This window comes from Agromyces subbeticus DSM 16689 (assembly GCF_000421565.1).
In the GTDB taxonomy this organism is placed as follows: Bacteria; Actinomycetota; Actinomycetes; order Actinomycetales; family Microbacteriaceae; genus Agromyces; species Agromyces subbeticus.
On record NZ_ATXG01000002.1, the window covers coordinates 220,809 to 247,416 of the forward strand.

General features: G+C 69.5%; 24 protein-coding genes. 10 read left to right on the forward strand and 14 right to left on the reverse strand.

Annotated features, from left to right (window positions below; all coding sequences use genetic code 11):
- Positions 1–173: 173 nt before the first annotated feature.
- Positions 174–1,181, reverse strand: coding sequence for an aldo/keto reductase (locus tag H521_RS0104765; RefSeq protein WP_022891890.1), 1,008 nt, complete (start codon positions 1,179–1,181; stop codon positions 174–176).
- 248 nt (positions 1,182–1,429) lie between these two features.
- Between H521_RS0104765 and ssb the strand changes: the two genes are divergently transcribed.
- From ssb to H521_RS0104790, 4 genes are all read left to right on the forward strand, one after another.
- Positions 1,430–1,990: a single-stranded DNA-binding protein gene (ssb, locus tag H521_RS21575; protein WP_022891892.1), complete on the forward strand. Its 561-nt coding sequence runs from the start codon at positions 1,430–1,432 to the stop codon at positions 1,988–1,990.
- Positions 1,991–2,089: 99 nt separating this feature from the next.
- Complete coding sequence (locus tag H521_RS0104780) at positions 2,090–2,584, forward strand: DUF6993 domain-containing protein (protein ID WP_022891893.1); 495 nt, start codon at positions 2,090–2,092, stop codon at positions 2,582–2,584.
- A 5-nt stretch (positions 2,585–2,589) separates the two neighbouring features.
- Positions 2,590–4,272 carry an energy-dependent translational throttle protein EttA gene (gene ettA, locus H521_RS0104785; protein ID WP_026481912.1) on the forward strand — a complete coding sequence of 561 codons (1,683 nt, stop codon included), beginning with the start codon at positions 2,590–2,592 and terminating at the stop codon, positions 4,270–4,272.
- Between the two features lies 1 nt (position 4,273).
- A complete protein-coding gene (locus tag H521_RS0104790) occupies positions 4,274–4,750 on the forward strand; it encodes an acyl-CoA thioesterase (RefSeq protein ID WP_022891895.1) in 477 nt (158 codons plus the stop codon).
- A gap of 51 nt (positions 4,751–4,801) precedes the next feature.
- Here H521_RS0104790 and H521_RS0104795 read toward each other — a convergent pair whose 3' ends face one another.
- The 3 genes from H521_RS0104795 to H521_RS0104805 all read right to left on the reverse strand — a co-directional run bounded on the left by H521_RS0104795 (position 4,802) and on the right by H521_RS0104805 (position 6,845).
- Entirely contained in the window at positions 4,802–5,347 is a 546-nt protein-coding gene (locus tag H521_RS0104795; protein ID WP_022891896.1) for a hypothetical protein, read from the reverse strand.
- 2 nt (positions 5,348–5,349) lie between these two features.
- Positions 5,350–5,835: a QcrA and Rieske domain-containing protein gene (locus tag H521_RS0104800; protein ID WP_026481913.1), complete on the reverse strand. Its 486-nt coding sequence runs from the start codon at positions 5,833–5,835 to the stop codon at positions 5,350–5,352.
- A 146-nt stretch (positions 5,836–5,981) separates the two neighbouring features.
- Positions 5,982–6,845 (reverse strand): acyl-CoA thioesterase, encoded by an 864-nt coding sequence (locus H521_RS0104805; protein ID WP_022891898.1) that lies wholly within the window; start codon positions 6,843–6,845, stop codon positions 5,982–5,984.
- A 93-nt stretch (positions 6,846–6,938) separates the two neighbouring features.
- On the opposite strand from H521_RS0104805, the gene H521_RS0104810 reads away from it, so the two are divergent.
- Positions 6,939–7,619: a DUF8185 domain-containing protein gene (locus H521_RS0104810; protein ID WP_022891899.1), complete on the forward strand. Its 681-nt coding sequence runs from the start codon at positions 6,939–6,941 to the stop codon at positions 7,617–7,619.
- Positions 7,620–7,689: 70 nt separating this feature from the next.
- On the opposite strand, the gene H521_RS0104815 is transcribed toward H521_RS0104810, so the two are convergent.
- The 10 genes from H521_RS0104815 to H521_RS0104860 all read right to left on the reverse strand — a co-directional run bounded on the left by H521_RS0104815 (position 7,690) and on the right by H521_RS0104860 (position 21,739).
- Positions 7,690–9,387, reverse strand: a complete 1,698-nt coding sequence (locus tag H521_RS0104815; protein WP_022891900.1) for an FAD-binding dehydrogenase — start codon at positions 9,385–9,387, stop codon at positions 7,690–7,692.
- A gap of 43 nt (positions 9,388–9,430) precedes the next feature.
- Entirely contained in the window at positions 9,431–9,772 is a 342-nt protein-coding gene (locus tag H521_RS0104820; protein WP_051159196.1) for a globin, read from the reverse strand.
- Positions 9,773–9,891: 119 nt separating this feature from the next.
- Positions 9,892–11,001, reverse strand: a complete 1,110-nt coding sequence (locus H521_RS21580) for a mechanosensitive ion channel family protein (protein ID WP_022891902.1) — start codon at positions 10,999–11,001, stop codon at positions 9,892–9,894.
- Positions 11,002–11,012: 11 nt separating this feature from the next.
- Positions 11,013–13,610, reverse strand: a complete 2,598-nt coding sequence (gene pepN / locus H521_RS0104830) for an aminopeptidase N (RefSeq protein ID WP_022891903.1) — start codon at positions 13,608–13,610, stop codon at positions 11,013–11,015.
- 36 nt (positions 13,611–13,646) lie between these two features.
- Positions 13,647–14,345, reverse strand: coding sequence for a response regulator (locus H521_RS0104835; RefSeq protein WP_022891904.1), 699 nt, complete (start codon positions 14,343–14,345; stop codon positions 13,647–13,649).
- A complete protein-coding gene (locus H521_RS21585) occupies positions 14,342–15,697 on the reverse strand; it encodes a sensor histidine kinase (RefSeq protein WP_022891905.1) in 1,356 nt (451 codons plus the stop codon). The genes H521_RS0104835 and H521_RS21585 overlap by 4 nt, the downstream gene beginning before the upstream one ends.
- Positions 15,698–15,707: 10 nt before the next feature.
- On the reverse strand, positions 15,708–16,562 hold the full coding sequence (locus tag H521_RS0104845; RefSeq protein ID WP_022891906.1) for an ABC transporter permease: 855 nt from the start codon (positions 16,560–16,562) through the stop codon (positions 15,708–15,710).
- Positions 16,559–17,470: an ABC transporter ATP-binding protein gene (locus H521_RS0104850; protein WP_022891907.1), complete on the reverse strand. Its 912-nt coding sequence runs from the start codon at positions 17,468–17,470 to the stop codon at positions 16,559–16,561. The genes H521_RS0104845 and H521_RS0104850 overlap by 4 nt, the downstream gene beginning before the upstream one ends.
- A gap of 118 nt (positions 17,471–17,588) precedes the next feature.
- The gene (pepN, locus tag H521_RS0104855) at positions 17,589–20,153 is read right to left on the reverse strand and encodes an aminopeptidase N (protein WP_026481916.1); all 2,565 of its coding nucleotides are present in this window, start codon (positions 20,151–20,153) and stop codon (positions 17,589–17,591) included.
- Between the two features lie 101 nt (positions 20,154–20,254).
- Complete coding sequence (locus tag H521_RS0104860; protein ID WP_022891909.1) at positions 20,255–21,739, reverse strand: SDR family oxidoreductase; 1,485 nt, start codon at positions 21,737–21,739, stop codon at positions 20,255–20,257.
- 110 nt (positions 21,740–21,849) lie between these two features.
- On the opposite strand from H521_RS0104860, the gene H521_RS0104865 reads away from it, so the two are divergent.
- The 5 genes from H521_RS0104865 to H521_RS0104885 are packed head-to-tail and all read left to right on the forward strand — an operon-like array spanning position 21,850 to position 26,573.
- Positions 21,850–22,842 carry a DUF2332 domain-containing protein gene (locus H521_RS0104865; RefSeq protein ID WP_022891910.1) on the forward strand — a complete coding sequence of 331 codons (993 nt, stop codon included), beginning with the start codon at positions 21,850–21,852 and terminating at the stop codon, positions 22,840–22,842.
- Positions 22,843–22,851: 9 nt separating this feature from the next.
- Positions 22,852–23,367 (forward strand): ribose-5-phosphate isomerase, encoded by a 516-nt coding sequence (locus H521_RS0104870; protein WP_022891911.1) that lies wholly within the window; start codon positions 22,852–22,854, stop codon positions 23,365–23,367.
- A gap of 8 nt (positions 23,368–23,375) precedes the next feature.
- Positions 23,376–24,380, forward strand: coding sequence for an Fpg/Nei family DNA glycosylase (locus H521_RS0104875; protein ID WP_022891912.1), 1,005 nt, complete (start codon positions 23,376–23,378; stop codon positions 24,378–24,380).
- 52 nt (positions 24,381–24,432) lie between these two features.
- On the forward strand, positions 24,433–25,077 hold the full coding sequence (locus H521_RS0104880; RefSeq protein WP_022891913.1) for an FMN-binding negative transcriptional regulator: 645 nt from the start codon (positions 24,433–24,435) through the stop codon (positions 25,075–25,077).
- Entirely contained in the window at positions 25,074–26,573 is a 1,500-nt protein-coding gene (locus H521_RS0104885) for an amidohydrolase (protein ID WP_022891914.1), read from the forward strand. Before H521_RS0104880 ends, H521_RS0104885 begins: the two co-directional genes overlap by 4 nt.
- The last annotated feature ends 35 nt before the right edge of the window (positions 26,574–26,608 follow it).

The window sequence follows — 26,608 nt, forward strand, 5'->3', positions numbered from 1 at the left end:
CTCCTCTCGTGATGCAGCCGGCCCTGCGGTTCGTCACGAGAGTAGAGCGCGCCACCGACATCCGATCGCGGCGGATTCATACTGTGCGCCGAGCCGCACCTCGGCCTACCGACGACGACGCCGCGCCACCGTTCGAGGCGAACGATGGCGCGGCGTCGGTGAGCGTCGAGGCGTCAGGCCAGCCCGGTGCCGTGCGCGGCGTGCGGGTCGATGCGGGCGATCTCGGCCTCGGTGAGCGGGGCGGAGTCGAGGGCGGCGACGTTCTGCTCCAGCTGGGCGACGCTCGAGGCGCCGATGAGCGCGCTCGCAACGAGCGGCTGTCGCAGCACCCATGAGAGCGCGAGCTGGGCGAGCGACTGGCCGCGCTCCTTCGCGATCGCGTCGAGGGCCCGCGCACGGTCGAGGTACTCGGCACTGATGCGATCGGCGGTGAGGAATCGGCTCGTCGCCGCACGCGAATCGGCCGGTACATCGCCGGTCAGGTAGCGGTCGGTGAGCAGCCCCTGCGCGAGCGGGGAGAAGACGATGCTCGCAGCGCCCACCTCTTCGAGCGCGGGGAACAGGCCGTCTTCGATGTGCCGGTCGAACATCGAGTATCGCGGCTGGTGGATGAGCAGGGGCACGCCCTCGGCCTCGAGGGCGGCTGCAGCGGCGCGAGTCTGGTCTGGGTCGTAATTCGAGATCCCCACGTAGAGCGCCTTGCCCTGCCGCACCGCCGACGCGAGCGCGCCCATCGTCTCTTCAATGGGCGTTTCGGGGTCGGGCCGGTGCGAGTAGAAGACGTCGACGTAGTCGAGGCCGAGGCGCCCGAGGCTCTGATCGAGCGAGGCGAGCAGGTACTTGCGCGATCCGAAGTCGCCGTACGGGCCGGGCCACATGTCGTAGCCCGCCTTCGACGAGATGATCAGCTCGTCGCGGTAGGGAGTCAGATCGTCGGCGAGGATGCGGCCGAACGTCTCTTCTGCACTGCCGGCGGGCGGCCCGTAGTTGTTCGCGAGGTCGAAGTGCGTGATGCCGAGGTCGAACGCCCGGCGCACGATCGCGCGCTGAGTGTCGTAGGGCCGCTCATGGCCGAAGTTGTGCCAGAGACCGAGCGAGAGCGCCGGGAGCTTCAGACCGCTGCGCCCCACTCGGTTGTACTGCATGCGGTCGTAGCGTTCGGGGAGGGCGACGTGGCTCATGCTCCAACTCTAGGGCGGGGTCGCGGTCGCTCCGCTCCCGTCGCCGATCGTCGTCTCGTCGTTCATCGACTCGTCCTCAACATCGCGCGCCGGGGTGATTCGCCGCACCGATCGGCTCATCTGCCGCTGCACGCCGAAAGCGCTCGGTGATGCTGGTGCGACGCGGCTCCGGGGAGCGATCCGGCACGAGCGCACTCCGGAGCCGCGTGCCGTCGATCCGCGGCGGCATCCGACTGAGGAGTGCAGCAATGACCGACATCATCACCGTGACCGGCGTCGTGGGAACCGATCCCAAACACACCGTCACGAACGGGGGCCTCGCCATCACCTCGTTCCGCCTGGCCTCGACGCGGCGGGTCTTCGACCGCGCAAAGGGCACGTGGGAAGACGGCGAGACCAACTGGTTCACCGTCTCCGCGTTCCGCCAGCTGGCTTCGAACGCGAGCCTCTCGATCCGCAAGGGCGAACGCCTGATCGTGCGCGGCCGGCTGCGGCTCCGGGCGTGGGAGACGGGCGAGAAGTCCGGCACCGCCGCCGAGATCGAGGCCGACGCCATCGGGCACGACCTCGCCTGGTGCGTCACGACGTACGCCAAGGTTCGCCCCCGAGCGGCGGATGCACCGGCCGACGGCTCGTCGTCGCAGCTCTCGAGCGACACCTTCGAGGGGCCGGTGGGCGAGCAGCTCGCATCGACGTGGCCGGGCGTCTCGACCGCGAGCGAACTCGACGACGATTCCGACTCGGCGTCGGTGTCCGACGACCACGCGATCGAACTGCTCGAGTCCGAGTCCGAGGTGGTTGCCGTCTGAACCGGCACGGCTCACCGAGTGCCGACCGACCGGGGCCTTCCGTCGACCGCGAACGCATAGACTCGCCTCGGACGGTCGGCACCGTCGGTGAGGGGAACGATGAGGCGGCGGTTCGGAACATCCGCGGCTCTGGCTTCGGTCGGGGTCGCCATCGTCATCGGCACCGCGGCATGCACGTCCGGCGATCCTCAGCCGCAGCCCTCGCAACCGTCGACGAGTCGGCCGACACCGATGGCGCCGTCGGCGCCGACCGCGACGGCCCCCGAATTCCGACCCGAGTTGTCAGCCGCCGAGAACCTCGCGTTCTTCGATTGGGTGAACGCGGCTGTCGTCGCCGCGAACGGCGCAGCAGGGGGCCGGGACTTCATCGACGCGCTGACGGCCGCCGGATTCGACAAGGCCCAGATGCAGGTCACCGCCGACACCACCACGATCGGCGAGGCCGCCGACTCGGTGCAGTTCTCGGTGGTGTTCCAGGGCGAGTGCCTCGTCGGGCAGTACGGACCGAAGTCGGGCGGCTATCACGGCGCGGTCCGCCCGCCGCTCGGCACCGGTGCCTGTCTCGTCGGGCAGACGCGCCCCATAGACTGGTAGACGACATGGCTGATTACATTTACTCGATGGTTCGCGCCCGCAAGGCGGTCGGCGACAAGGTCATCCTCGACGACGTGACGATGGCGTTCCTGCCCGGAGCGAAGATCGGCGTGGTGGGCCCGAACGGCGCCGGAAAGTCGACGATCCTGAAGATCATGGCCGGTCTCGACCAGCCCTCGAACGGCGAGGCGAAGCTGAGTCCCGGCTTTTCGGTGGGCATCCTCATGCAGGAGCCCGTGCTCGACGAGTCCAAGACGGTGCTCGAGAACGTGCAAGAGGGCGTCGGACCGATCAAGCAGAAGTTCGACCGCTTCAACGAGATCTCGCTCGCGATGGCTGACCCCGACGCCGACTTCGACGCGCTGCTCGCGGAGATGGGCGTGCTGCAAGAGGCCATCGACGCGGCCGACGCGTGGGACCTCGACTCGCAGCTCGAACAGGCCATGGACGCCCTGCGCTGCCCGCCGGGCGACGAGAAGGTCTCGGTGCTCTCGGGCGGTGAGAAGCGGCGCGTGGCGCTCTGCAAGCTGCTGCTGCAGAAGCCCGACCTGCTGCTTCTCGACGAGCCCACCAACCACCTCGACGCCGAGAGCGTGCTCTGGCTCGAGCAGCACCTCGCCAAGTACCCCGGTGCCGTGCTCGCCGTGACCCACGACCGGTACTTCCTCGATCACGTCGCAGAGTGGATCTGCGAGGTCGACCGCGGTCGCCTCTACCCCTACGAGGGCAACTACTCGACGTACCTCGAGAAGAAGCAAGAGCGACTGCAGGTGCAGGGCAAGAAAGACGCGAAGCTCGCCAAGCGCCTCTCCGAAGAGCTCGAGTGGGTTCGCTCGAACGCCAAGGGCCGTCAGGCGAAGTCGAAGGCTCGCCTCGCCCGCTACGAAGAGATGGCGACCGAGGCCGAGCGCACGCGCAAGCTCGACTTCGAAGAGATCGTGATCCCGGTCGGCCCGCGCCTCGGCGCGCAGGTGATCGAAGCGAAGAAGCTCCGCAAGGGCTTCGGAGAACGCATCCTCATCGAAGACCTGAGCTTCAGCCTGCCGCGCAACGGCATCGTCGGCATCATCGGCCCGAACGGCGTCGGCAAGACGACGCTCTTCAAGACCATCGTCGGGCTCGAGCCCCTCGACGGCGGCGACCTGAAGATCGGCGAGACGGTCGACATCTCCTACGTCGACCAGAGCCGCGGCGGCATCGACCCGAACAAGAACCTGTGGGAGGTCGTCTCCGACGGGCTCGACTACATCATCGTCGGCAAGACCGAGATCCCCTCGCGTGCCTACGTCTCGCAGTTCGGGTTCAAGGGCCCCGACCAGCAGAAGAAGGCCGGCGTGCTCTCCGGTGGTGAGCGCAACCGACTGAACCTCGCACTGACCCTCAAGCAGGGCGGCAACCTGCTGCTGCTCGACGAGCCGACCAACGACCTCGACGTCGAGACGCTGTCGAGCCTCGAGAACGCCCTGCTCGAATTCCCGGGCTGCGCCGTGGTCATCACCCACGATCGCTGGTTCCTCGACCGCATCGCGACCCATATCCTCGCCTACGAGGGCACGGCTGACGACCCGGCCAACTGGTACTGGTTCGAGGGCAACTTCGAGTCGTACGAGCAGAACAAGATCGAGCGCCTCGGCCCCGATGCGGCGAAGCCGCACCGCTCCGCCTACCGCAAGCTCACGCGAGACTGACATGCGACTCCACGTGCCGACGTCGCTCCGCTGGAGTGATCTCGATGCCTACGGCCACGTGAACAACGCCCGCATGCTCAGCCTGCTCGAAGAGGCGCGCATCCAGGCGTTCTGGGTGAGCGACGACACGTCGGAGCACGCGGTCGGCGCGTCGACCGCGGTGCTCGACGCGACGCCGGGCTCGACGACGATCACGCTCATCGCGCGTCAAGAGGTCGAGTACCTCGCCCCGATCCCGTATCAGCGCCAGCCGGTCGATATCGAGCTCTGGATCGGCCACATGGGCGGGGCGAGCCTCGACGTCTGCTACGAGGTCTACTCGCCGGTCGACGTCGAGCCACGGGTGCTGTACACCCGGGCGGTGACGACGATCGTGCTCGTCGACTCGGCGAGCGAACGACCACGTCGCATCGGTGACGCCGAGCGGGCTGCGTGGGAGCCCTACGTCGGCGAGCCGATCGTCTTCCGCCGCCGCTGACCGGCGCGCGCAACGGCACCTCAGTCGCTCAGCGGCGTGCTCAGCGGCGCATCACTCGTTCAGCGGCACCTCGCTGAACGATCCCTCCCAGACCGCCCTGCTGCCGGCCTCGGCGATCTGCACGAGCGTCCAGGTCGATGCTGCCGCGACGAAGAGCGCGGCAAGGGTCAGCACGATGCCGACAGCGAGGCGGGTGCCCCGGCGCGGGCCGGCGCCGCCAGCAACCGCGTCACGATCGAGGTCGTGGCCGTCACCGCGCCCGCGCGCCACGCGTTCGACGATCGCCCAGGCCGCGATCACCACCGTGAGCCCGAGCAACGCGATGAGCCACGGCACGATTTCCTCTCCTTGCGCCGTGTGCTCCTGGATCAGTGGGGCCGGCGGCACCCGCTGCTCGAGCCACTTGCCGGCCTCGATCGTGACGAGACCGAGCGGCAGCAGCACGGCTGCACCGATGAGCACGGGCAGCCACAGCACCCGACGAGCGCCGGGCCATGCGGCGATGACGACGAGGCACAGCGAGAGCAAGGGGGTGAGCACCACGACCGCGTGCACGAGCAGCACGTGCAGCGGCAGCCCGGCGAAGGTGTAGTCCATCGTCAGGAGGTGGCGACGATCCGGTCGCCCGAGACGGCGACGCCGATCGCGGTCAGCGGCTCGAGCGCGGGCCCCTGGATGACGTCGCCGGTGGCAGCGTCGAACATCGACCCGTGGCAGGGGCAGTGGAACTCGTCGCCGGCCGCCGCGACCACGCACTGCTGGTGCGTGCAGACGGCGCTGAACGCGACGACCTGACCGGCGGTCGGTTGGGCGATGAGTGCGGGTTCACCGTTGATCTTGGCATCGATGCTGCCGCCGACGGGAACGTCGGCGAGGGCCGCGATGTCGTCGCCGACGGGCGGCGCGTCGGGTGCTGCGGTCGGCGACGCCGGTGTCTCCTCGACGAGTGGGGGAGCAGTGCTCGCCGGCGCGCTGCTGCTCGGGGCATCCGCTGCGCACCCGGCGAGGGCGAGCGCGCCGCCGACGGCGCCGGCCGAACCGATCGTGAGGATGGTGCGTCGGGAGAGATCAGTGGGATCGGTCATCGCCGGAGCTCCTTCGTCCGCGTCGCTCGCATCGCGCGAGCCTGATGCCACCATTGTGTTCCCCTCGCCGTCGACGGGGCGAATTCCACAGCATCTCTTCAGGCGAGAGCGCAAGCGTAAGCGCAGGCGAACGTGCCGAGCACCGGCTAGGGCACCCGCACCATGCCCTCTTGCGCGACGCTGGCGACCAATACACCCTCACGGGTGTAGATGCGCCCCAGTGACAGGCCGCGTCCTCCGCTCGCCGACGGCGACTCCTGCGTGTAGAGCAGCCATTCGTCGACGCGGGCGTCGCGGTGCCACCACATCGCGTGATCGAGGCTCGCGACCTTGAGGCCGGGCGTCGCCCACGCCACGCCGTGCGCTCGCAGGATCGGCTCGAGAATGGAGTAGTCGCTCGCATAGGCGAGCGCGGCCCGGTGCTGCTTGGGGTCGTCGGGAAGCTTGCCGAAGGCCTTCATCCAGACCGCCTGACGGGGGACTCGCTCTCCTTCGACGCTCAGATACACGGGCGACGGGATGTGCCGCACGTCGAAGGCCCGCTCGTTCGACCAGTAGCGGGCGATGTCGTGGTCGAAGGAGCCCAGCACGTCGGCGGTCGACGGCAGCGTCTCGGGGTCGGGGAGGTCGGTCGGCATGTCCACCTGATGCTCGACGCCGTCGTCTTCGGTCTGGAACGAGGCGATCAGCGAGAGGATCGGCTCGCCGTTCTGGTACGCGTGGGTGCGCCGCGTCGAGAACGAGCGGCCGTCGTGCAGGCGATCGACCGAGAAGGTGATCGGGTGCTCAACGTCTCCGGGGCGCAGGAAGTAGCCGTGCATCGAGTGGATCGTGCGGTCGTCGGGCACCGTGTGCATTGCCGCGGTGAGCGACTGCGCGAGCACCTGCCCGCCGAAGACACGCCCGAGCGGCATCCACTGCGACGGTCCGGTGAAGATGTCTTCGGTCGTGCGAGCGCCGGTGTCGGTCAGCTGCAGGGTGCTCAACAAGCCGTCGATGGGACCGTTCATGGTTCCTCCGTGTGGGTGTCGGTGACCGCCCGGCTCCCGCGGAGCGCGAGACCGCCCGGGGCGGCGGCGCTCTCTTGGTAGTTTAGACAGGAGATGGTTCAACAACTCGCGCTCGCCGACAGCCTGTCGCTCGGAGATCTGCATACCTACCTGCAACGCGCAGGCCGCGTCGAAGACGGTTCGGTGCGCCTGATCGCCGGATCCGGCATCCTCGCCGTGTACACCGCGATCCTGTACCCGCGCGGCATCCTCGACGAGAGTCCCACCGTGCTCGGTCTCCGCACGTTCGCACTCGCCGACGCCGAGGAGTTCGATTCGGTGGTGCCCATGCGCTCGCTCGTCGAGCGCATCGTGCGGGCCCGAGGCGAGCTCGGCGAAGACGATGACTCACGCCCCGTGTCGATGTCACGACCGCCAGAGGTGAACACGGTCACCTGGGCGGGCATCTCGCCGCCGCGGGGCGGCTGGCGGCCGCTCGGCGCGACGGATGCCGCGACGCTCGAGTCGGCCGCCCGTGCGGGCATCGACGAGGTCGCCGAGGCGATTCCCGCCGGCACCGGCGAGCAGCTCGTGCAGCGTGTGCGCTCAGAGGTCTGGGGGCGGGGCGTCGAGGGCGTCGAGTACATCCCGACCGGGGCGGCGTTCGCGGCCTACAGTCTCGGGTTCCTCGGCGACGACGAGGTGAAGCTCTTCGAGACGGGCCCGTGGACCCGTCTCTCGACGCGCCGCGGGCACGTGCTCGTGCGCCGCAAGCCGTGGACCCTGAAGGCGTAAGACCCCACCGCTGGTCGAGTAGCGACGAAGGAGCGTATCGAGACCGATTGCGTGGTCTCGATACGCTTCGCTACTCGACCGACGGACGTCGCGCGATCGCGCGCCCTGCGGCGCGGCCGGTGAAGAGGCATCCGCCGAGGAACGTGCCCTCGAGAGCTCGGTAGCCGTGCACTCCGCCGCCGCCGAACCCCGAAGCCTCTCCGACCGCGTAGAGGCCCGCGATCGGCCTGCCGTCGTCGCCGAGCGCGCGGGAGTCGAGGTCGGTCTGGATGCCGCCGAGGGTCTTGCGCGTGAGGATGTGCAGCTTCACCGCGATGAGCGGGCCGGCCTTCGGGTCGAGGATCTTGTGCGGCGTGGCCACCCGGATGAGCTTGTCGCCCCGGTACTTGCGCGCGCCGCGCACGGCGGTCAACTGCAGGTCTTTGGAGAACTCGTTGTCGATCTCGCGGTCGCGGGCGACGACCTCTCGTTCGATGTTCTCGGTGTCGAGTTCGGTCTCGGTGGCGAGGCCCCGCATTCCCTCGAGCAATTCTGGCAGGGTGTCGGCCACCACGAAGTCGACGCCGTGTTGCTTGAACGCCTCGACCGGCCCCGGTGCACCCGAACCGAGGCGCTCGGCGAGCAGCTTCACGTCTTTGCCCGTGAGGTCGGGGTTCTGCTCGCTGCCCGAGAGCGCGAACTCCTTCTCGATGATCTTCTGCGTGAGCACGAACCACGAGTAGTCGTGCCCGGTGGCGGCGATGTGCTCGAGCGTGCCGAGGGTGTCGAAGCCGGGGAACAGTGGCACGGGGAGTCGCTTGCCGGTCGCATCGAACCAGAGCGATGACGGGCCCGGCAGGATGCGGATGCCGTGCAGCGGCCAGATCGGGTTCCAGTTCGTGATGCCCTCGGTGTAGTGCCACATGCGGTCGCCGTTGACGAGACGAGCGCCGGCTCGCTCGGTGATCGGCAGCATGCGCCCGTCGACGTGCGCCGGCACGCCCGAGAGCATCGATGCCGGCGGCTCGCCCATGCGCTTCGGCCAGAACTGCCGCACGAGGTCGTGGTTGCCGCCGATGCCGCCCGAGGCGACGACCACCGCGGGCGCCCGCAATTCGAACTCGCCGACCTCGTCGCGGTTGCTCGACTCGCCGCGGGCCGCCGCGTCGTCGGCGAGCACCGCGCCGCGGATGCCGGTGACGGCGCCCTGCTCGACGATGAGCTCGTCGACCCGGTGACGATGCCGCAGTTCGACGAGCCCTGCGGCCTCGCCCGCCTTCACCTTCGCGATGAACGGTGCGAGCACGCCGGGCCCGGTGCCCCACACGATGTGGAATCGGGGCACCGAGTTGCCGTGCCCGATGGCGTTGTAGCCGCCGCGCTCGGCCCAGCCGACGATCGGGAAGAAGCGCACGCCCTTCTCGTGCAGCCAGGCGCGCTTCTCGCCGGCCGCGAACTCGACGTAGGCCTCAGCCCAACGCCGGCCCCACTCGTCTTCGTCGCGGTCGAAGCCCGCCGTTCCGTGCCAGTCCTGCCGGGCGAGCTCGAGCGAGTCCTTGACGCCCATGCGGCGCTGCTCCGGCGAGTCGACGAGGAAGAGACCGCCGAACGACCAGTGCGCCTGACCGCCGAGGCTCGCCGCAGGCTCCTGATCGACGATGATGACCCGCTTGCCGGCATCGACGAGCTCGGCTGCGGCGACGAGGCCCGAGAGCCCTGCCCCGACGATGATCGCATCTGCGGGCTTCTGGTCGTTGCGATTCGCTGCGGGTGCCGCGGAGGCTGCCACGGGGACTCCTTCGTCTCGGGTGGTGATGGGTGTCGGGGTGGTGCTACTCGTCGAACGTGTTGACCATCGCGTAGGCGGCCCGCTGCAGGTAGTCCCACAGCGTCTCTTCGGCGAGCGGCGGCAGGTCGAGCGAGTCGACGGCGACGCGCATGTGCGCGAGCCATCGGTCACGTGCGTCGGGGTTCACCTTGAACGGCTGGTGCCGCATGCGCAGCCTCGGGTGGCCGCGCTGCTCGCTGTACGTGCCCGGGCCGCCCCAGTACTGCTCGAGGAACATGGTGAGCCGTTCGGCCGCGGGGCCGAGGTCGTCCTCGGGGTACATGGGCTTCAGCACCGGGTCGCTCGCGACTCCACGGTAGAACTCGGCGACGAGCTTCTCGAACATCGGCCGGCCGCCGACGGTCTCGTAGAACGAGGGCCCGAGTGCTGCGCCGTGCTCGGTGCCCCGCAGCGGCACGTTCGCGGGCTGAGGAGGGCCGGATGCCTCGGGCGGCAGGTACTCGCTCATGATGCTCCTCCGGTCGGCGGCGACGGTCGCTTCGGGGCTCGGGGAGCTCGCGGCTGCTTGACCGTGGCGCGGGCGACCGCGGCTCCGGTGTCGCCGGCGACCACGGCGCTCGGCGAGGTCTTGGGTGGCTTCGCGCCCTTGACTCTGGTCGCGCCGTCGAACCCGGTGAGCACGACGCTGTTGAGGCTCGGCAGCTTGACGCCCATCTCGTCGAGCGCGTGCTTGAGCCGCATGCGCAGCTCGCGGGCGACATCGTCTTTCGCCGACGATCGCACCTTCATGACGACGCGGATGACGAGCGCCTCGGCGGTGACCGACTCGAGCCCCCACACCTCGGGCTTCTCGAGAACGCGCGAGCGCCACTTCGTCGACTGCGCCATCTCGGTGGCGGTGCGGAGCAGCGCCGCCTCGACGGCGTCGACGTCGACGTCGTACGGTACGGCGAGATCGACGATCACCCGGGCCCAGCCCTGCGACATGTTGCCAACACGCAGAATCTCGCCGTTGCGCACGAACCAGAGGGTGCCGTTGACGTCGCGGATCTTGGTGACCCGGATGTGCACCTCTTCGACGATGCCGGTCGCCGGCCCGAGGTCGACGACGTCGCCCACGCCGAGTTGGTCTTCGACGACCATGAACATGCCGTTGAGCGCGTCTTTGACGATGTTCTGCGCACCGAAGCCGAGGCCGGCGCCGATCGCGGCCGACAGCAGCGCGAACGAGCCGAGGATGCTGGAGTCGATCACGTTCACGATCATGAGCGTGACGATGATGAAGAGCGTGACATTGACGACGTTGGTGAGCACCGTGCCGAGCGTGCGCGTGCGCTGCACGAGCCGAACCGCCGCGAGGGGTGACGCTTGCAGAGCCTGGGTGTCGGTGACGTCCTGCTTCTTCTTGACCCCAGTGACGATCTGCTTGACGACACGTTCGATGAAGAAGTGCAGCACCCAGCGAATGAGGAAGGCAATCGCGACGATGATGACGACCGAGACGATCTTCCCGAGGACGATGCCCCAGTTGTCCGCCCAGAACTGCGCGATCTGCGCCCAGAAGTCGACGGTCACCGGATTGCTCGGAGGAGCGGGTTCTTCGAAACCGAACATGGTGTGAAAGTCTACTGAGCCGCGCCCGAGAGCTCGCTGGCATCGCGTGCTTGCGCGGCGAGCGCCCGCTCGAGCTCGTGCAGCTGTTCGGAGACGAGGCGGTGCAACGGTGCGGGGCCGGGGTTCGCGTCGAGCCAGGCGCGAGCCATCGCGGCGAGCTCTGGCGAGACGAACGGCGCCGGGAACAGCCGGCGCACGACGAGCGAGGCCATCGTGAAGCTGCGAGTGCTCCAGAACGACTGCAGCGAGGCGAAGTACTCCGTCGTCGTCGCCGCGAGCAGCTCGGGCTGCGTCGTGCGCTGCCACCCGTCGGCGATCGCGCGTGCGAGATCGTTGGACAGCGAGGCATCCGTCGCGACGCGCCGCCACGCGGCATCCTTCACGGCCTGATCGGGGCGCGCGGCGCGTGCCGTCTCGGCGAGCAGGCGCCCCTTCGCCGTGTCGTCTCGAGCGAGCGCGTCGGCGATCTCGTCGTCGGAACCGGCGCCGAGCGTCGACCGCGCGATCACGAGCTCCCAGCGCAGGTCGAGGTCGACCTGGAGTCCGTCGAGCTTGATCGACCCGTCGAGCAGGCTGCCGAGCACATCGGCGTGCGCTGCCGTGGCGGCGATGCGGGTGAATCCCTTGACGAACTGCAGCTGGGTGTCGGAGCCGGCCTCGGCGAGCTCGGCGAGCGCCCACACGGCATCGCCGGCCTCGGCGGCGAGCTGCGGGCGGTGCTCTTCGGCGAGGTAACGGCCGATCGCGAGCTCGAGCCGCGACAGTGCGAGCGATCGCGCCGCCGACTGCGTCTCGTGGCCGATGCTGCCGATGACGAGGCGCACGAATTCGATGGCCGGCACCTCGGCGTCGCGCACCGCGTCCCACGCGGAGCCGAGGATGACCGCGCGGGCGACCGGGTCGGTGAGTTCGGGCAAGTGATCGATGGCCGTTCGGAACGAGTCGGGGTCGAGTCGCACCTTCGCATACGTGAGATCGTCGTCATTGACGAGGAGCAGCTCGGGACGCGCCAGTCCCACGAGTTCGGGCACCTCGGTGACGGCGCCGTCGACGTCGAGTTCGATGCGGTGAGTGCGCTCGAGCGCGCCGTCGACCCGCGAGTAGCAGCCCAGCGCGAGGCGGTGCGGTCGCAGCGTCGGATGCCCCGGTGCCGCGCTCTGTTCGACGCGCGCCTCAGTGATCGTGCCGGTGTCATCGGTTTCGATCACCGCGCGCAGCGTGTTGACGCCCGCCGTCTCGAGCCAGAGCTGCGACCAGCGCGTGAGGTCTCTGCCGCTCGCCGTCTCGAGCTCGTCGAGCAGGTCTCGAAGCGTCGCGTTGCCGCCGGCGTGTGCCGTGAGATAGGCGCCGACACCCCGTTGGAACGCCTCGAGGCCGACCCATGCCACGAGCTGCTTGAGCACGGACGCGCCCTTGTCGTAGGTGATCGCGTCGAAGTTGACCTCGACATCGCCGAGATTCTCGATCGGCGCGACGATCGGGTGCGTCGACGGCAGCTGATCCTGCTCGGCGGCGTGGGTCTTCTCATCGCTCGCGAACGTCGCCCACACCCCGGTGAACTCCGTGACGGCCGCGGTCGCGAGGGTCGACGCCCAGGTCGCGAAGGACTCGTTCAGCCAGAGGTCGTTCCACCACCGCATCGTGACCGAGTTGCCGAACCACATGTGCGACAGCTCATGCAGCACGACGATCGCGCGCTGCTCGCGGCGGGCGTCCGAGACGCGGGCACGGAACAGGTAGGACTCGTTGAACGTGACCGCACCGACGTTCTCCATCGCCCCCCAGTTGTACTCGGGCACGAAGATCTGGTCGTACTTGCCGTACGGGTAGGGCACGCCGAACGCGTTCTCGTAGAACGCGAGGCCCGCCTGTACGAGCCCGAACATGACCTCGGGTTCGGCGTACTGCGCGAGCGAGGCGCGCGTGAAGAGGCCGAGTGGGATGTCGCGCCCGTCGATGCTGCGCGCGGTGCCGTGCCAGGCGGCGTACGGGCCGGCGATGATCGCGACGATGTAGCTCGAGATGACGGGACCCGGCTCGAACGCCCAGGTGCGCGCACCCGCTGCATCGTGGTCGATGGCGTCGGTCGCGATCAGCACGGCCGGTGTGGGCTCGGGCGTCGGCGCGTTGCTGAGCACGCTCCACTCGGCCGGTGCCGTGATCGTGAAGGTGAACGAGGCCTTGAGGTCGGGCTGGTCGAACACCGCGAAGACGCGGTTCGCCTCGGCGACGGCGAACTCGGTGTACAGGTAGCTCGCACCGTCGACCGGGTCGGTGAAGCGGTGCAGCCCCTCACCCGTGTTCGTGTACGCGTACGTCGCCACGACGAGCAACTCGTTCTCTGCAGCGAGACCCTCGAGGCGGATGCGCGTGCCGTCGCTGACCGCCGTGACATCGAGCGGATCGCCGTTGAGCGAGATCTCCTGCACGTCGACCGTGCACGCCTCGATGAAGGTCGACGCCCCCGCAATCGAACCGAACGTCACTCGCGTCTCGCTGCGGAACGTCTCGCCCGGCGCCGTCAGGTCGAGGCGGATGTCGTAGCGAGGGCTCTGCACCACGAGGGCGCGCTGCTCGGCTTCGGTTCGGGTGAGATCGGCAGCGGGCATGTGCGGGGGCCTCCGTGTGGTCGTTGACCAGCCAGCCTACTGACTCGAGGCGGGCCGATCTGGTGCGGTGAGCAGTCCCTGCTCGTACGCGAAGATCACGAGCTGCACGCGGTCACGGGCCCCGAGCTTCTGCAGCACGCGGCCGACGTGCGTCTTGACCGTCGACTCCGAGAGGAAGAACTGCTCGGCGATCTCGGGATTGCTGCGGCCCTCGGCGATGGCGACGAGGATCTCGCGCTCGCGAGGGGTCAGCGTCGCGAGCTCGGGGGAGTCCCGCCTGCCACCGTGGTTCGGCAGGTCGCCCGCGAACAGCTCGATCATGCGACGGGTCACGCGCGGGGCGAGCGCCGCTTCGCCCGCGTGCACCGTGCGAATGGCGCCGACGAGCTCCGCCGGCCGCGAGTCCTTCAACAGGAATCCGCTCGCGCCGGCCCGGATCGCGGCGAACGCGTACTCGTCGAGGTCGAAGGTGGTCAGCACGATCACCCGCGTCGGCCTGCGTCCTGCGGCGATCGCCTCGGTCGCGGTGATCCCGTCGACACCGGGCATGCGCACATCCATGAGCATCACGTCGATCTCGAGCGCGTCGACGAGCGCGACCGCTTCGCTGCCGTCGGATGCCTCGCCGACGACGGCCAGGTCGGGCTCGGCATCGAGCACCATGCGGAGGCCGGCGCGCACGAGTGACTGGTCGTCGGCGATCGCGATGCGGATGGGAGCTTCGGTGGCGCTCATCTCGGTTCCTTCCGGTTGGGAGGGGGCGTGCTGTTCGCGGAGTCCGTCTCGACACGCGGGAGTGCCGCCCGATCGTCGTCGTGCTGCGGCTCGGACTCGAGCCAGGCATGCAGCCGCCATCCGCGAACACTGCCGGGCCCGGCCTCGATGGTGCCGCCGTAGAGGGCGACGCGCTCTCGCATGCCGACGAGTCCGTGGCCGCCGCCGCCGACCCCCGAGGTCGACGTGGTGTCGGCATCGTCGACCACCTCGACCCGGATCACGCCGTCGGCGTGCACGACCGAGACATCCACCCGCCGTGCGGTAGCCGCGTAGCGAAGCGCGTTCGTCAGGCCCTCCTGCACGATGCGGTACATCGTCAGCTGCAGGTTGGGATCGTCGACCGGTGCACCGGCGGTCGTGAGCTGCACCGGGAGCCCGGCGGCGCGGAAGCTCTCCACGAGCTCGGGAATCGCGCTGCTGCCCGGCTGCGGAGCGAGCCGTTCGGCGGCCTCGGCCGGTGCGGCGAGCACGCCGAGCATGCGGCGCATGTCGGCGAGGGCCGCGCGGCCCGTCTCGGCGACGTGCTGCATCGCCTCCGTCGCGCGCGCCGGGTCGCGGGCTGCGGTGGCCGCCGATCCGTCGGCGAGCGTCACCATGACGGTGAGGCTGTGCGACACGATGTCGTGCATCTCACGCGCGATCCGGGATCGTTCGAGTGCCGTTGCGAGCTGTGCCTGCTGGTCGCGTTCGCGGGCGAGGTCGTGCGCACGATCGATGAGGGCGTTCAGGTAGCGCCTGCGGTTGCCGACGGTGATGCCGATGAGGGTCGCGATCAGCAGGAAGATCGTGAACTGGGACGCCGACGCCGGCGCATTGGCACCGAACGGCGCGACATCGGCCCCGTCTTGCGCCCAGACGGCGATGTACGAGGACACGCTGGCGATCACGACTGAGATGCCGAAGCCGAGCCAGGCAGCGCGGGTCGAGCGGTAGACCGCGAGTGCATACAGCGCGAGCAGCATCGGCGAGACGTCCGTGGCACCGAACGGGTACACCACGAGGCTCGCGATCCAGGCGATCCCGATCAGCAACCACGGATGCCGCCGCCGGAACAGCAGCAGCGCGGCGCCCGCGACCGCGACCGCCGCAAGCTGCGCGGCGGTGATCCAGGGCGGGGGCGCATCAGGGCCGAACCCGAGAGCCAGCCCGCTGAAGAACGTCGGGATGAAGTAGAGCGCGGTGATCAGGGAATCGGTGAGCCACGGATGCCGCGCCCAGAACTGCCGGATGACCCCCGGGGGCTTCGGCAGACGAAGTTCTCCCCCGACTACCGAAGCCGGGTAGCCGGGGGAGATGGGTGCTTCCGTCATGGACTGGACTCTACGCGTCCCGTCGTTTCAGCAGCACCGCGGCGCCGGCGATGGATGCCCCCACCCAGCCGAGCACGATGAGGAGGTTCAGCCAGACGCCGAACCCGTCGGCAGTGGGCTCCGCCGTGGTCGAGGTGAACATGCTCATGCCGGCGCTCGAGAAGAGGTACGGAATGAGATCGTGCGCCCAGTCGGCCGGGATCATCTGGAGCACCGTCGGCAGCAGCAGGATGAGGCCGAGCACCGCGGCGATGCCACCGGCGCTCGAGCGCAGCATCGTGCCGACGCCGAGTGCGAAGGCCGCGACGAGGGCGAGGTACAGCGCCCCGCCGATGAGCGAGAGGAACACGGCCGGGTCGGTGATGCTCGCCGCGACGTCGATGCCCGAGAAGATGACCGAGGAGAGCACGAAGGCCGCGAGGTTCGCGATCAGGCCGACGACGAAGGTCGCCAGGAACAGCACCACCGCCTTGGCGGCGAGGGCAGGCAGGCGCTTCGGCACGGCGGTGAGGGTCGATCGGATCATGCCGGTCGTGTACTCGCCGCTGATGACGAGCACGCCGAGCACGCCGGCGACGAGCTGGCCGAAGTACACGCCGAAGACCGATGCCTGCAGCACGAACTGCGTCTGCTGCTCGGCCGGCGCCGAAGCGGCGTCCATGGCGCCGTTCATTCCGCTGACCATGCTGAGCGACATGATGAGGGCCATGCCGAGCGAGATGGCGATGACGATGCCGTACGACCAGATCGTCGAGCGAAGGCTGCGGAGCTTGATCCATTCGGAGCCGAGCACACCGCCGAAGCTCAACGAGGTGGAGTGCGTGCGCTGGGCGGGGTGCGCCGAGGTCGGAGTGATCGTAGTCATCGGACTGCCTCCGTGCGGTATTCGACGGCGTCGGCGGTGAGGGCCATGTAGGCCTCCTCGAGCGACGCGCTGAGTGGGGTGAGTTCGTGGATCGAGAGGCCGTGCTGTGCGGCGAGGTCTCCGATTCCGGATGCCGCGAGGCCGGTGACCTCGAGCACGCCCGCCTCGGAGCGCACCACCGCGACCTCGGGGGCGGCGAGCAGGTCGGCCAGTTGCGAGGAGTGCGGTGAGCGGACGAGCACACGCTGACGCGTGCCGCCCGCGATGATATCGGCGACCGGTGCGTCGGCGATGATCTCCCCGCGACCGAGCACGATGAGGTGGTCGGCGGTGAGGGCCATCTCGCTCATCAGGTGCGAGGAGAGGAAGATCGTGCGACCTTCACCAGCGAGATGGCGCACGAACTGGCGCACCCACAGCACGCCCTCGGGGTCGAGGCCGTTGACGGGCTCGTCGAGGATGAGCGTGGCGGGGTCGCCGAGCATCGCGGCGGCGATGCCGAGCCGCTGGCCCATGCCGAGCGAGAAGCCGCCCACCCGCTTGCGGGCGACGGACTCGAGGCCCGTCATCTCGATGACCTCGCGCACTCGGCTGGCGCCGATGCCGTGCGTCGCGCCCATCGCCAGCAAGTGGTTGTAGGCGCTGCGACCGGTGTGCACGGCCTTGGCGTCGAGCAGCGCGCCCACCTCGTGCAGCGGGGCGTGGTGTGCTGCATACGGCTTGCCGTTGACGATGACGCCGCCCGCAGTCGGTCGGTCGAGACCGACGATCATGCGCATCGTGGTGGACTTGCCGGCGCCGTTGGGACCGAGGAAACCGGTCACCTGGCCCGGGCGAACGGTGAAACTGATGTCGTTGACGGCGGTCTTCGCGCCGTAGCGCTTGACGAGCCCTTCTGCCGTGATCATGCTTCAACGCTAGAGAACAGGGGCAGCCCGAGGCATCCGCCTGAGGAATGGTTCAGGGCGGGCCGCCGTGGTACCGGGGTACCACGGCGCCCCGCCCTGAACGAGGTGCTACGCGGTGCTACTGCGCGTCGCGCGCCTGCGCGGCGAGGGCGCGATCGATGCCCGCGAGTCGCTCGACGACGAGTCGGCGCAGCGCCGGCACGTCGGGGTGCGTCTCGAGCCAGGCGCGACTCGCGTCGGCGAGCGCACGGTTGGCGAGCGGCGACGGGTAGAGCCCGTCGACGAGCTTCTCGGCGATCGCGTAGCTGCGCGCCTCCCAGATGTCTTCGAGCATCGCGAAGTAGCGCTCGACGAACGCCTCGAGCAGCGCAGGGTCGGAGCTCCGCAGGAAGCCCTCGGCCGTCTCGCGCACGACGGTGTTGGTCGCCGTGTCGACGTCGATGAGCGACGCCCAGGCGCGCTCCTTGCCCTCGGGCGTCTGGATGGCGGCGCGCGCGTGAGCGGCCGACTGCTGGCCCGTCGCGGTGTTGTCACCGGCCAGGCGAGCATCGATCTCGTCGTCGCCCGCGCGACCGGCCGCGACGAGGGCGATGAGCAGCTCCCAGCCGAGGTCGGTATCGATCTCGAGCCCCTCGAGCGCGAGCGAACCATCGGCGAGGGCCGCGAGGTCGTCGATGTGCGAGCCGGCCTCGGCGATCGCGGCGAAGTTCATGACGAACTGGAACTGCGCGTCGCTGCCCGCCACCGCCTGCTGGGCGAGGGTCCAGAAGCCGTCGGCGAGCGTACGTCGTGCCTCGGTGCGGTGCTCGGGCGCGGTGTACGCGCTCGCCGCGAGCACGGCGTTCGCGAGCACGATGCGCAGCGTCGTCGACTCGGTCTCGCTCGCGATGTTGCCGAGCACGAGGTCGAGGTAGGCGCTCGCGCTCGTCTCGGCATCGCGCGTGGCATCCCACACCGAGCTCCAGACCAGCGCGCGAGCGAGCGGGTCCTCGATCTCGGAGAGGTTCGCGAGCGCGACCTGCTGGGATGCCTCGTCGAGCCGGATCTTCGCGTAGGCGAGGTCGTCGTCGTTCAGCAGCACGAGGTCGGGGCGGGCGAGGCCGACGAGCTCGGCGACATCCGTTCGCTCGCCGTCGACGTCGAGCTCGACCCGGTGCTCGCGCACGAGCTTGCCGTCGACGAGGTTGTAGAAGCCGATGGCGAGGCGGTGCGGGCGAATCGTCGGGTAGTCGGCGGGAGCGGACTGCAGCACCGTGAAGGCGGTGATCGTGCCCGAGTCATCGATCTCGATCTCAGGACGCAGCGTGTTGACACCCGCGGTCTCGAGCCAGAGCTTCGACCAGCCCGAGAGGTCGCGGCCGCTTGCGGTCTCGAGTTCGGCGAGCAGGTCGGCGAGGGTCGTGTTGCCCCACTGGTGCTTCTTGAAGTAGGCCGAGACGCCCTGGAAGAAGGCGTCGACGCCGACCCAGGCCACGAGTTGCTTCAGCACCGAGCCGCCCTTGGCATAGGTGATGCCGTCGAAGTTCACCTGCACGTCTTCGAGGTCGTTGATGGTCGCGACCACCGGGTGGGTCGACGGCAGCTGGTCTTGACGGTAGGCCCAGTTCTTCTCCATCGAGTTGAACGTGGTCCAGGCCTCGTGCCACTCGGTGGCCTCGGCCGTGGCGATCGTCGACGCCCACTCGGCGAACGACTCGTTCAGCCAGAGGTCGTTCCACCACTTCATGGTGACGAGGTCGCCGAACCACATGTGCGCGAGTTCGTGCAGCACCGTGACGACCCGGCGCTCGCGCACCGCGTCGGTGACCTTTGAGCGGAACACGTAGAACTCGGTGAACGTGACCGCCCCTGCGTTCTCCATCGCGCCCGCGTTGAACTCGGGCACGAACATCTGGTCGTACTTCTCGAACGGGTAGGGCACGTCGAACTTCGCCTCGAAGTACTCGAAGCCCTGCTTCGTCTTCTCGAAGATGTAGTCGGCGTCGAGGAACTGGGCGAGGCTCTTGCGGCTGAACACCCCGAGCGGGATGGTGCGGCCGTCGGAGCTCGTGAGCTCGTCGCGCACCACGTGGTAGGGGCCGGCGACGAGCGCGGTGATGTAGCTCGAGATGCGCGGCGTGGGCGAGAACGCCCACGTGGCCTTCGACACGTCGTCGGCGCGTCGCGTCGACGGCTGCAACTCGGGCTCGGGCGTGGGGGAGTTCGACACGACCTCCCAGTGCGACGGCGCGGTCAGCGTGAAGCGGAACGAGGCCTTCAGGTCGGGCTGCTCGAACACGGCGAACATGCGGCGCGAGTCGGGCACCTCGAACTGCGTGTAGAGGTAGACCTCGTCGTCGACGGGGTCGACGAAGCGGTGGAGGCCCTCGCCCGTGTTCATGTAGCGGCCGTCTGCGACGACGCGCAGCTCGTTGTCGGCGGCGAGGTTCGGCAGCTGGATGCGCACACCGTCGCTCACCTCGGCGGGGTCCAGTTCGACGCCGTTCAGCGTCACCGAGTGCACCGCCGCCGTGATGGCGTCGATGAAGGTCGAGGCGCCCGCGGTCGCGGAGAATCGCACCGTCGTCTCGCTGCGGAACACCTCCGGACCCGTGGTCACATCGAGCACGACGTCGTAGTCGTGGACCGAGACGAGCGCTGCGCGCTCCTCGGCTTCGATTCGGGTGAGGTTCTCTCCGGGCACGTGCGCTCCTTCGGCAGTCATCGACGCGGCTCGTGGCCGCAGGCAATGTCCACCAGCCTAGCTCTCGGCGACCGCCCGGTCACGGAGCGGAGGCAGACTCGTCACCAGTCGGCGCGCTCGTAGTCCTTCAGGAACACTCCGGTGATGTCTTCGCCCGCTTCGCCGCGCACGATCGGGTCGTACACGCGTGCCGCGCCGTCGACGAGGTCGAGCGGGGCGTGGAAGCCCTCCTCGGCGAGGCGCACCTTCGTCGGGTGCGGGCGCTCATCCGTGATCCAGCCCGTGTCGACGCTCGTCATGAGGATGCCGTCGGCGAGCATCTCCTTCGCGCTCGTGCGCGTGAGCATGTTCACTGCGGCCTTCGCCATGTTCGTGTGCGGGTGCCCCGGCCCCTTGTAGCCGCGGCTGAAGACGCCCTCCATGGCCGAGACGTTCACGATGTAGCTGCGGCGGGCGGAGGTCGCGGCGAGCGAGGCCCGCAGGCGGCTGACGAGGATGAACGGGGCCGTCGTGTTGCAGAGCTGCACCTCGAGCATCTCGAGCGGGTCGACGTCTTGCACGACGGCGCTCCAGCTGTTCTCGTGGTGCAGGTCGGGCACGAGGCCGCCAGCGTCGATCGCGGTGCGGTCGGCGAGCTTCGCGAGCGAGCTCGAGCCGGGCGCGAGGGCGAGCGCGGTCAGGTCGTCGGCCGTCATCGTGCCGGCGAACAGGCCCGACGAGAGCACCGGGTGGCTCGACACCGAATCGGCGAGCGCGAGCGGATGCGCGTCGTTCGTGTGCCCGAAGCTCACGAGCTCTGGCATCGGCCCGTCGGGAAGCGGCGAGGACTCGGCCTCGACGAGCGGTGAGTACGAGCCGGGGGAGCGGCGCACGGTCTGGGCTGCGTTGTTGATGAGGATGTCGAGCGGGCCCTGCGCCGCGATGTCGTCGGCGAGCGCGATGACCTGCGCGGGGTCGCGCAGGTCGATGCCGACGATGCGGAGGCGGTGCAGCCAGTCGCCCGAGTCGGGCATGGCGGCGAAGCGCCGTGCGGCGTCGCGGGGGAACCTCGTCGTGATGGTCGTATGCGCACCGTCGCGCAGCAGACGCAGCGCGATGTACATGCCGATCTTCGCGCGCCCGCCGGTGAGCAGCGCGCGCTTGCCGGTGAGGTCGGTGCGCGCGTCGCGCTTGGCGTGGCTCATGGCCGCGCACATCGGGCAGAGCTGGTGGTAGAACGCGTCGACGAGCGTGTAGCGCTGCTTGCAGATGTAGCAGGGGCGTGCCACGAGCAGCTCGCCGGCGGTGCGTGCATCGGTGCCGCTCACGAGGTCGGCGCCGCGCGTCTCGTCGTCGATGCGGGTGGGCGCGCCCGTCGCGGTCGCGGCGATCACGGCGCGGTCGGCGTCTTGCACGACCTTGCGCTTCTCGAGCCGGCGGCTGACCTTGACGGACTTGAACATCTTCGCGGTCGCCCGGCGCACGGTCTCGAAGTCGGGGTCGTGCTCGTCGAGCTCGCTGAGTGTAGCGAGCACCCGCAGGGTCGTCTCGAGGTCTCGCGCGTCGATCGAGGGCGCGCTGGAGGAGGCTGAGACTTCGGAGGGCATGCTGGAACTCTACGGGTCGCCAGCCGGTGAACACCTGTGCGTCGTTCCCGTCGGCCCCGTGGCGACGCAGGAGCGTCCCGAGACCCGGCACGCGGGAGTAGCGTGACGCCATGAGCACCAGCACGGATGCTTCGGCGCCGACCGCCGAGCGGTATCGCGCGTTCGCCGAGGTCGAGGCGCACGGCATGTCCGCCACGTACGAGGCCTGGGCGGCGGGCGTGGCAGCGGATGCCACTGCGCTGGCCCTCATCGACGAGTTGCCGCCGCAGAAGCGGCAGCCGAACCTCGTGTTCTCGGCTGCGCGCCTGCTCGGCGCCCCGATCGGCGACTATCCGGTCTTCGCCGCATGGCTCGCCGAACACTGGAGCGAGGTGCGGGGCGTCGCGCTGAACCACGCGACGCAGACCAACGAGGCGGCCCGGTGTGCGCTGCACCTGCCCGTGCTCGGCGGCATCGAGGGGCCGATCGCGTTGCTCGAGGTCGGGGCATCCGCCGGCCTCTGCCTCTACCCCGACCAGTACAGCTACCACTACTCGGGGCATCCGCGGTTGGACCCTGCGGCCGGCCAGAGCACGGTGGTGCTCGACTGCTCACTCCGCGGCGACGTGCCGGCGCCGGTGCCATCCGCCATGCCCGAGGTCGTGTGGCGTGCCGGCATCGACCTCAACCCGCTTGATGTGCGAAAGCCCGCCGACGTCGCCTGGCTCGATGCACTGGTCTGGCCCGAGCACGACGATCGCCGCGCACGGCTCAGGGCTGCTGCCGAGATCGCCGCCAACATGCCGCCGCGCCTCGTGAGCGGCGACCTCAACGAGCAACTCGCCGCGCTCGCCGCATCCGCCCCCTCCGATGCCACGCTCGTCGTCTTCCACACGGCCGTGCTCATGTACCTCGACGAGGCTGCCCGCGACGTCTTCGTGCAGCAGGTCGGTGCGCTGCCCGGCCACTGGCTCTCGGTCGAGGGGCGGGGCGTGCTCGGCGGCATCCGTGTGCGCGACGACGTGCCGAACGAGAGCAGCGACCTCGTGCTCGCCCTCGACGGCGTGCAACGGGCCTGGGCGCACCCGCACGGGCGTGCGCTCACCTGGGCGCCGAATCCCTAGACTTGGCGCATGCGCATCCACATCGCGACCGATCATGCCGGCCTCGAATTCAGCCGCACGCTCGTCGATCACCTGACCAACGGCGGTCACGAGGTCATCGACCACGGACCGGGCGAGTACGACGCCCTCGACGACTACCCGGCGTTCTGCATCAACGCGGCACTCGGCGTGGCCCGCGACCAGGCCGCCGGCGTGCACGCGCTCGGCGTGGTCTTCGGCGGGTCGGGCAACGGCGAGCAGATCGCCGCCAACAAGGTCACCGGCGTCCGCGCGGCCCTCGTCTGGAGCATGGACACGGCGATCCTCGCCCGCCAGCACAACGACGCGAACGTCATCTCCATCGGCGCCCGCCAGCACACCGTCGAAGAGGCGATCCGCTACATCGACGCGTTCATCGCCGAGCCGTTCTCGGGTGATGAGCGTCATGTGCGGCGCATTGCGCAGCTCGCCGAGTACGAGACGACCGGCGACATCGCCGGCAAGGGCGTCGATGCGTCGCCCGAGTCTGCGGCCGCCGCCGAGTAGAGGTTCCGATGCCCGAGGGTCACTCCGTTCACCGCATCACCCGGCAGTTCGAACGCAACTTCGTCGGCCATGTCGTGCACGCCTCGAGCCCGCAGGGCCGGTTCGCGGTCGGGGCGGCCGAGATCGACGGGCGCCGCATGACCGACGCCCGCGCCGTCGGCAAGCAGATGTTCCTGGGCTTCGAGGGCGATATGTGGCTGCGCGTGCACCTCGGCATGTACGGCGCGTGGGACTTCGCGGGCGACATCCGCATGGACGCGACGATCGCCTCGGCGAACGGCCGCATGGGCCAGACCAACCAGCGCGGCACCTTTCTCGAGGGCCCGAACCCCGATGCGGTCGTGCTCGACTCGGCGGGCGAGAACTCGCTGAGCTCGATCGGTGCCCCGCGCAAGACCCGTTTGCGCATGTCGGAATCGGAGAAAGAGGGCAACGAGCTCTCGACCTTCCCCCCTGAGCCGATCGGGCAGGTGCGGGTGCGACTGCTCACCGACACGATCTGCGCCGACCTGCGCGGCCCGACGGCGTGCGAGGTGCTCGACCCGGCGCAGGTCGAGGCGGTCGTCGGCCGACTCGGTCCAGACCCGCTGCTCGACGGCGGACCCGACGCTGAGGAGCGGTTCGCCCGCACCGTCCTGAAGAAGGCCACGCCGATCGGCCTGCTGCTCATGGACCAGAACGTCGTCGCAGGTATCGGCAATGTCTACCGGGCGGAGCTGCTCTTCCGCGCCCGGCAGAACCCGCACACCCCGGGCAAGCTCGTGCCCGAAGAGCACGTGCGCCACCTCTGGCGCGACTGGGCGAAACTGCTGCGCATCGGTGTCGAGACCGGCCAGATGATGACGATGGACGATCTCGATCCCGAGGCCTATCGGGCGGCGATGGCCAACCGCGCCGACCGGCACTGGGTGTACAAGCGCGAGGGGTTGCCGTGCCGGGTGTGCGGCACCAACATCGTGCTCGAAGAGATGGGTGCCCGCAAGCTCTACTGGTGCCCGTACTGCCAAGCCTGAGCACTCGACCGCTGGCCGGGTGCACGATGCGTATCGAGACCGAGGAACGCACATGCGACAGAACCCCAGCTTCACGCTCGCGAGCGAAGACGGCGTGAAGCGCCTGATCCGCGAACACCCCTGGGTGACGCTCGTGAGCATGACGGATGCCTCGGGCCTCGTGGCATCCCACTACCCCGTGCTCCTCGACGAGGAGGCCGACGGCGTCGTGCTGCTCACGCACGTCGGCCGCCCCGACGAGGTCGTGCACGAGCTCGGAGCGCACGAGGTGCTCGTCATCGTGCAGGGCCCGCACGGGTACATCTCGCCCGGGTGGTACGACGCGAACCCCGCGGTGCCGACCTGGAACTTCGTCAGTGCCCATTTGCACGGCACGCCCGAGCTGCTCCGCCCCGACGAGAACCTGCGAGTGCTCGAATCCCTCGTCGAGCACTTCGAACGCCCGATGCCCGAGCCGCGCCTCATGCGCGGCACCGCCGAGAACTCGGCGTACGCCGACCGCATCGCCGCGGGCACCGTCGGCCTGCGCATCCCCGTGACGCGGTTCGTCGCGAAGAACAAGATGAGCCAGAACAAGCCCGCGGAGACGGTCGACCGCATCATCGACGAGCTCGAGGGCGAGGGGCCGTACGCGAGCACCGCGCTCGCCGCGGAGATGCGGCGCACGCACGAGTCGTTGCGGGCGGCACGGGCGTGAGCGATCTCGTTCTGCAGAACGCGCGCATCCCGGGCGAGCAGCGCGCCGTCGACGTGCACCTCGCAGGTGGGCGCATCAGCTCGATCACGCCGGCCGGTGCCACCGCGCACGGCACGGCAGCGCGGCGCCTCGATCTCGACGGCCGCTGGATCCTTCCCGGGCTGCACGATCGGCACGTGCACTTCTCGCAGTGGGCGATGGTGTCGCGCCGCCTCGCGCTGGCGGGCGCCGACTCGGCCGCGGCGACCGTGCGCCTGGTCGCGGCATCCGTCGATCGTGGTGCCCGAGAGGTGGTCGGTTTCGGCTACCGCGACGGCCTCTGGGCCGATGCCCCGAGCCTCGAGGCGCTCGACGCCGCATCGGGCGACGTACCGGTGGTGCTCGTCGCGGCCGACCTGCACGCCTGCTGGGTGAACTCGGCAGCGCTGCGGCGGCACGGGCTCGATGCCGGCGCGTTGCCGAGTGGAGTGCTCCGCGAAGAGGACTGCTTCCGGCTCGTGCGCGAGATCGACGACGTCGCCGACGAGGTGCTCGACGGCTGGGTCGCGGATGCCGCGCGCGATGCCGCGGCCCGCGGCGTGGTGGGCATCACCGAGTACGAGATGCGGTGGAACCGCGACGACTGGGCGCGACGGGTCGCCTCCGGCACCGACGACCTGCGCGTGACGTTCGGCGTCTACACCCAGCACCTCGACCGTGCGATCGGCGAACGACTGCGCACGGGCGACATCGTGCCCGGCACCGGCGGACTCGTCACGGTCGGCGCCTACAAGGTCATCACCGATGGGTCGTTGAACACGCGCACGGCGTGGTGCTTCGACCCGTACCCGGGCCTCGCCGACGACGAGCACCCGTACGGGCTCGCGACGGTGACGTTCGAGGAGCTCGTGCCGCTCATGCGACGGGCTCACCAAGCGGGCATCATGCCGGCGGTGCACGCCATCGGCGACCGCGCGAACGCCCGCGTGCTCGACGCCTTCGAGGCGGTCGACGGCACCGGATGGAACGGTCGCGGCTCGATCGAGCACGCCCAACTGCTGCGCCGCGACGATGTCGACCGCTTCGCGCGCCTCGGCATCGTGGCGAGTGTTCAGCCCGAGCACGCGATGGACGACCGCGACGTCGCCGACCACTACTGGGCAGGTCGCACCGACCGGGCGTTCATGCTCGCCGAACTCGCCGCGGCGGGCGTCGAGCTCGCGCTCGGATCCGATGCGCCGGTCGCACCCCTCGACCCCTGGGTCGCCATCGCCGCCGCCGTGGGCCGCTCGCGCGATGGACGAGAGCCGTGGCATCCCGAGCAGGCCATCGAGGCCCGGGTGGCGCTCGCCGCATCGACCGGCGGGCACGGCAGTGCGGTGCAGGCCGGTGGTCCGGCGGACCTGACCATCGTCGATGTCGACCCGTTCGCGGCATCCGTCGACGAGTTGCGCACGATGCCGGTCGCGGCGACGCTCGTCGGGGGCCGCATCACCCACACGCTGATCGGGAGCTGAGCCGGGGGAAAACCCCCGCCCCGTTCCGGGCGTGC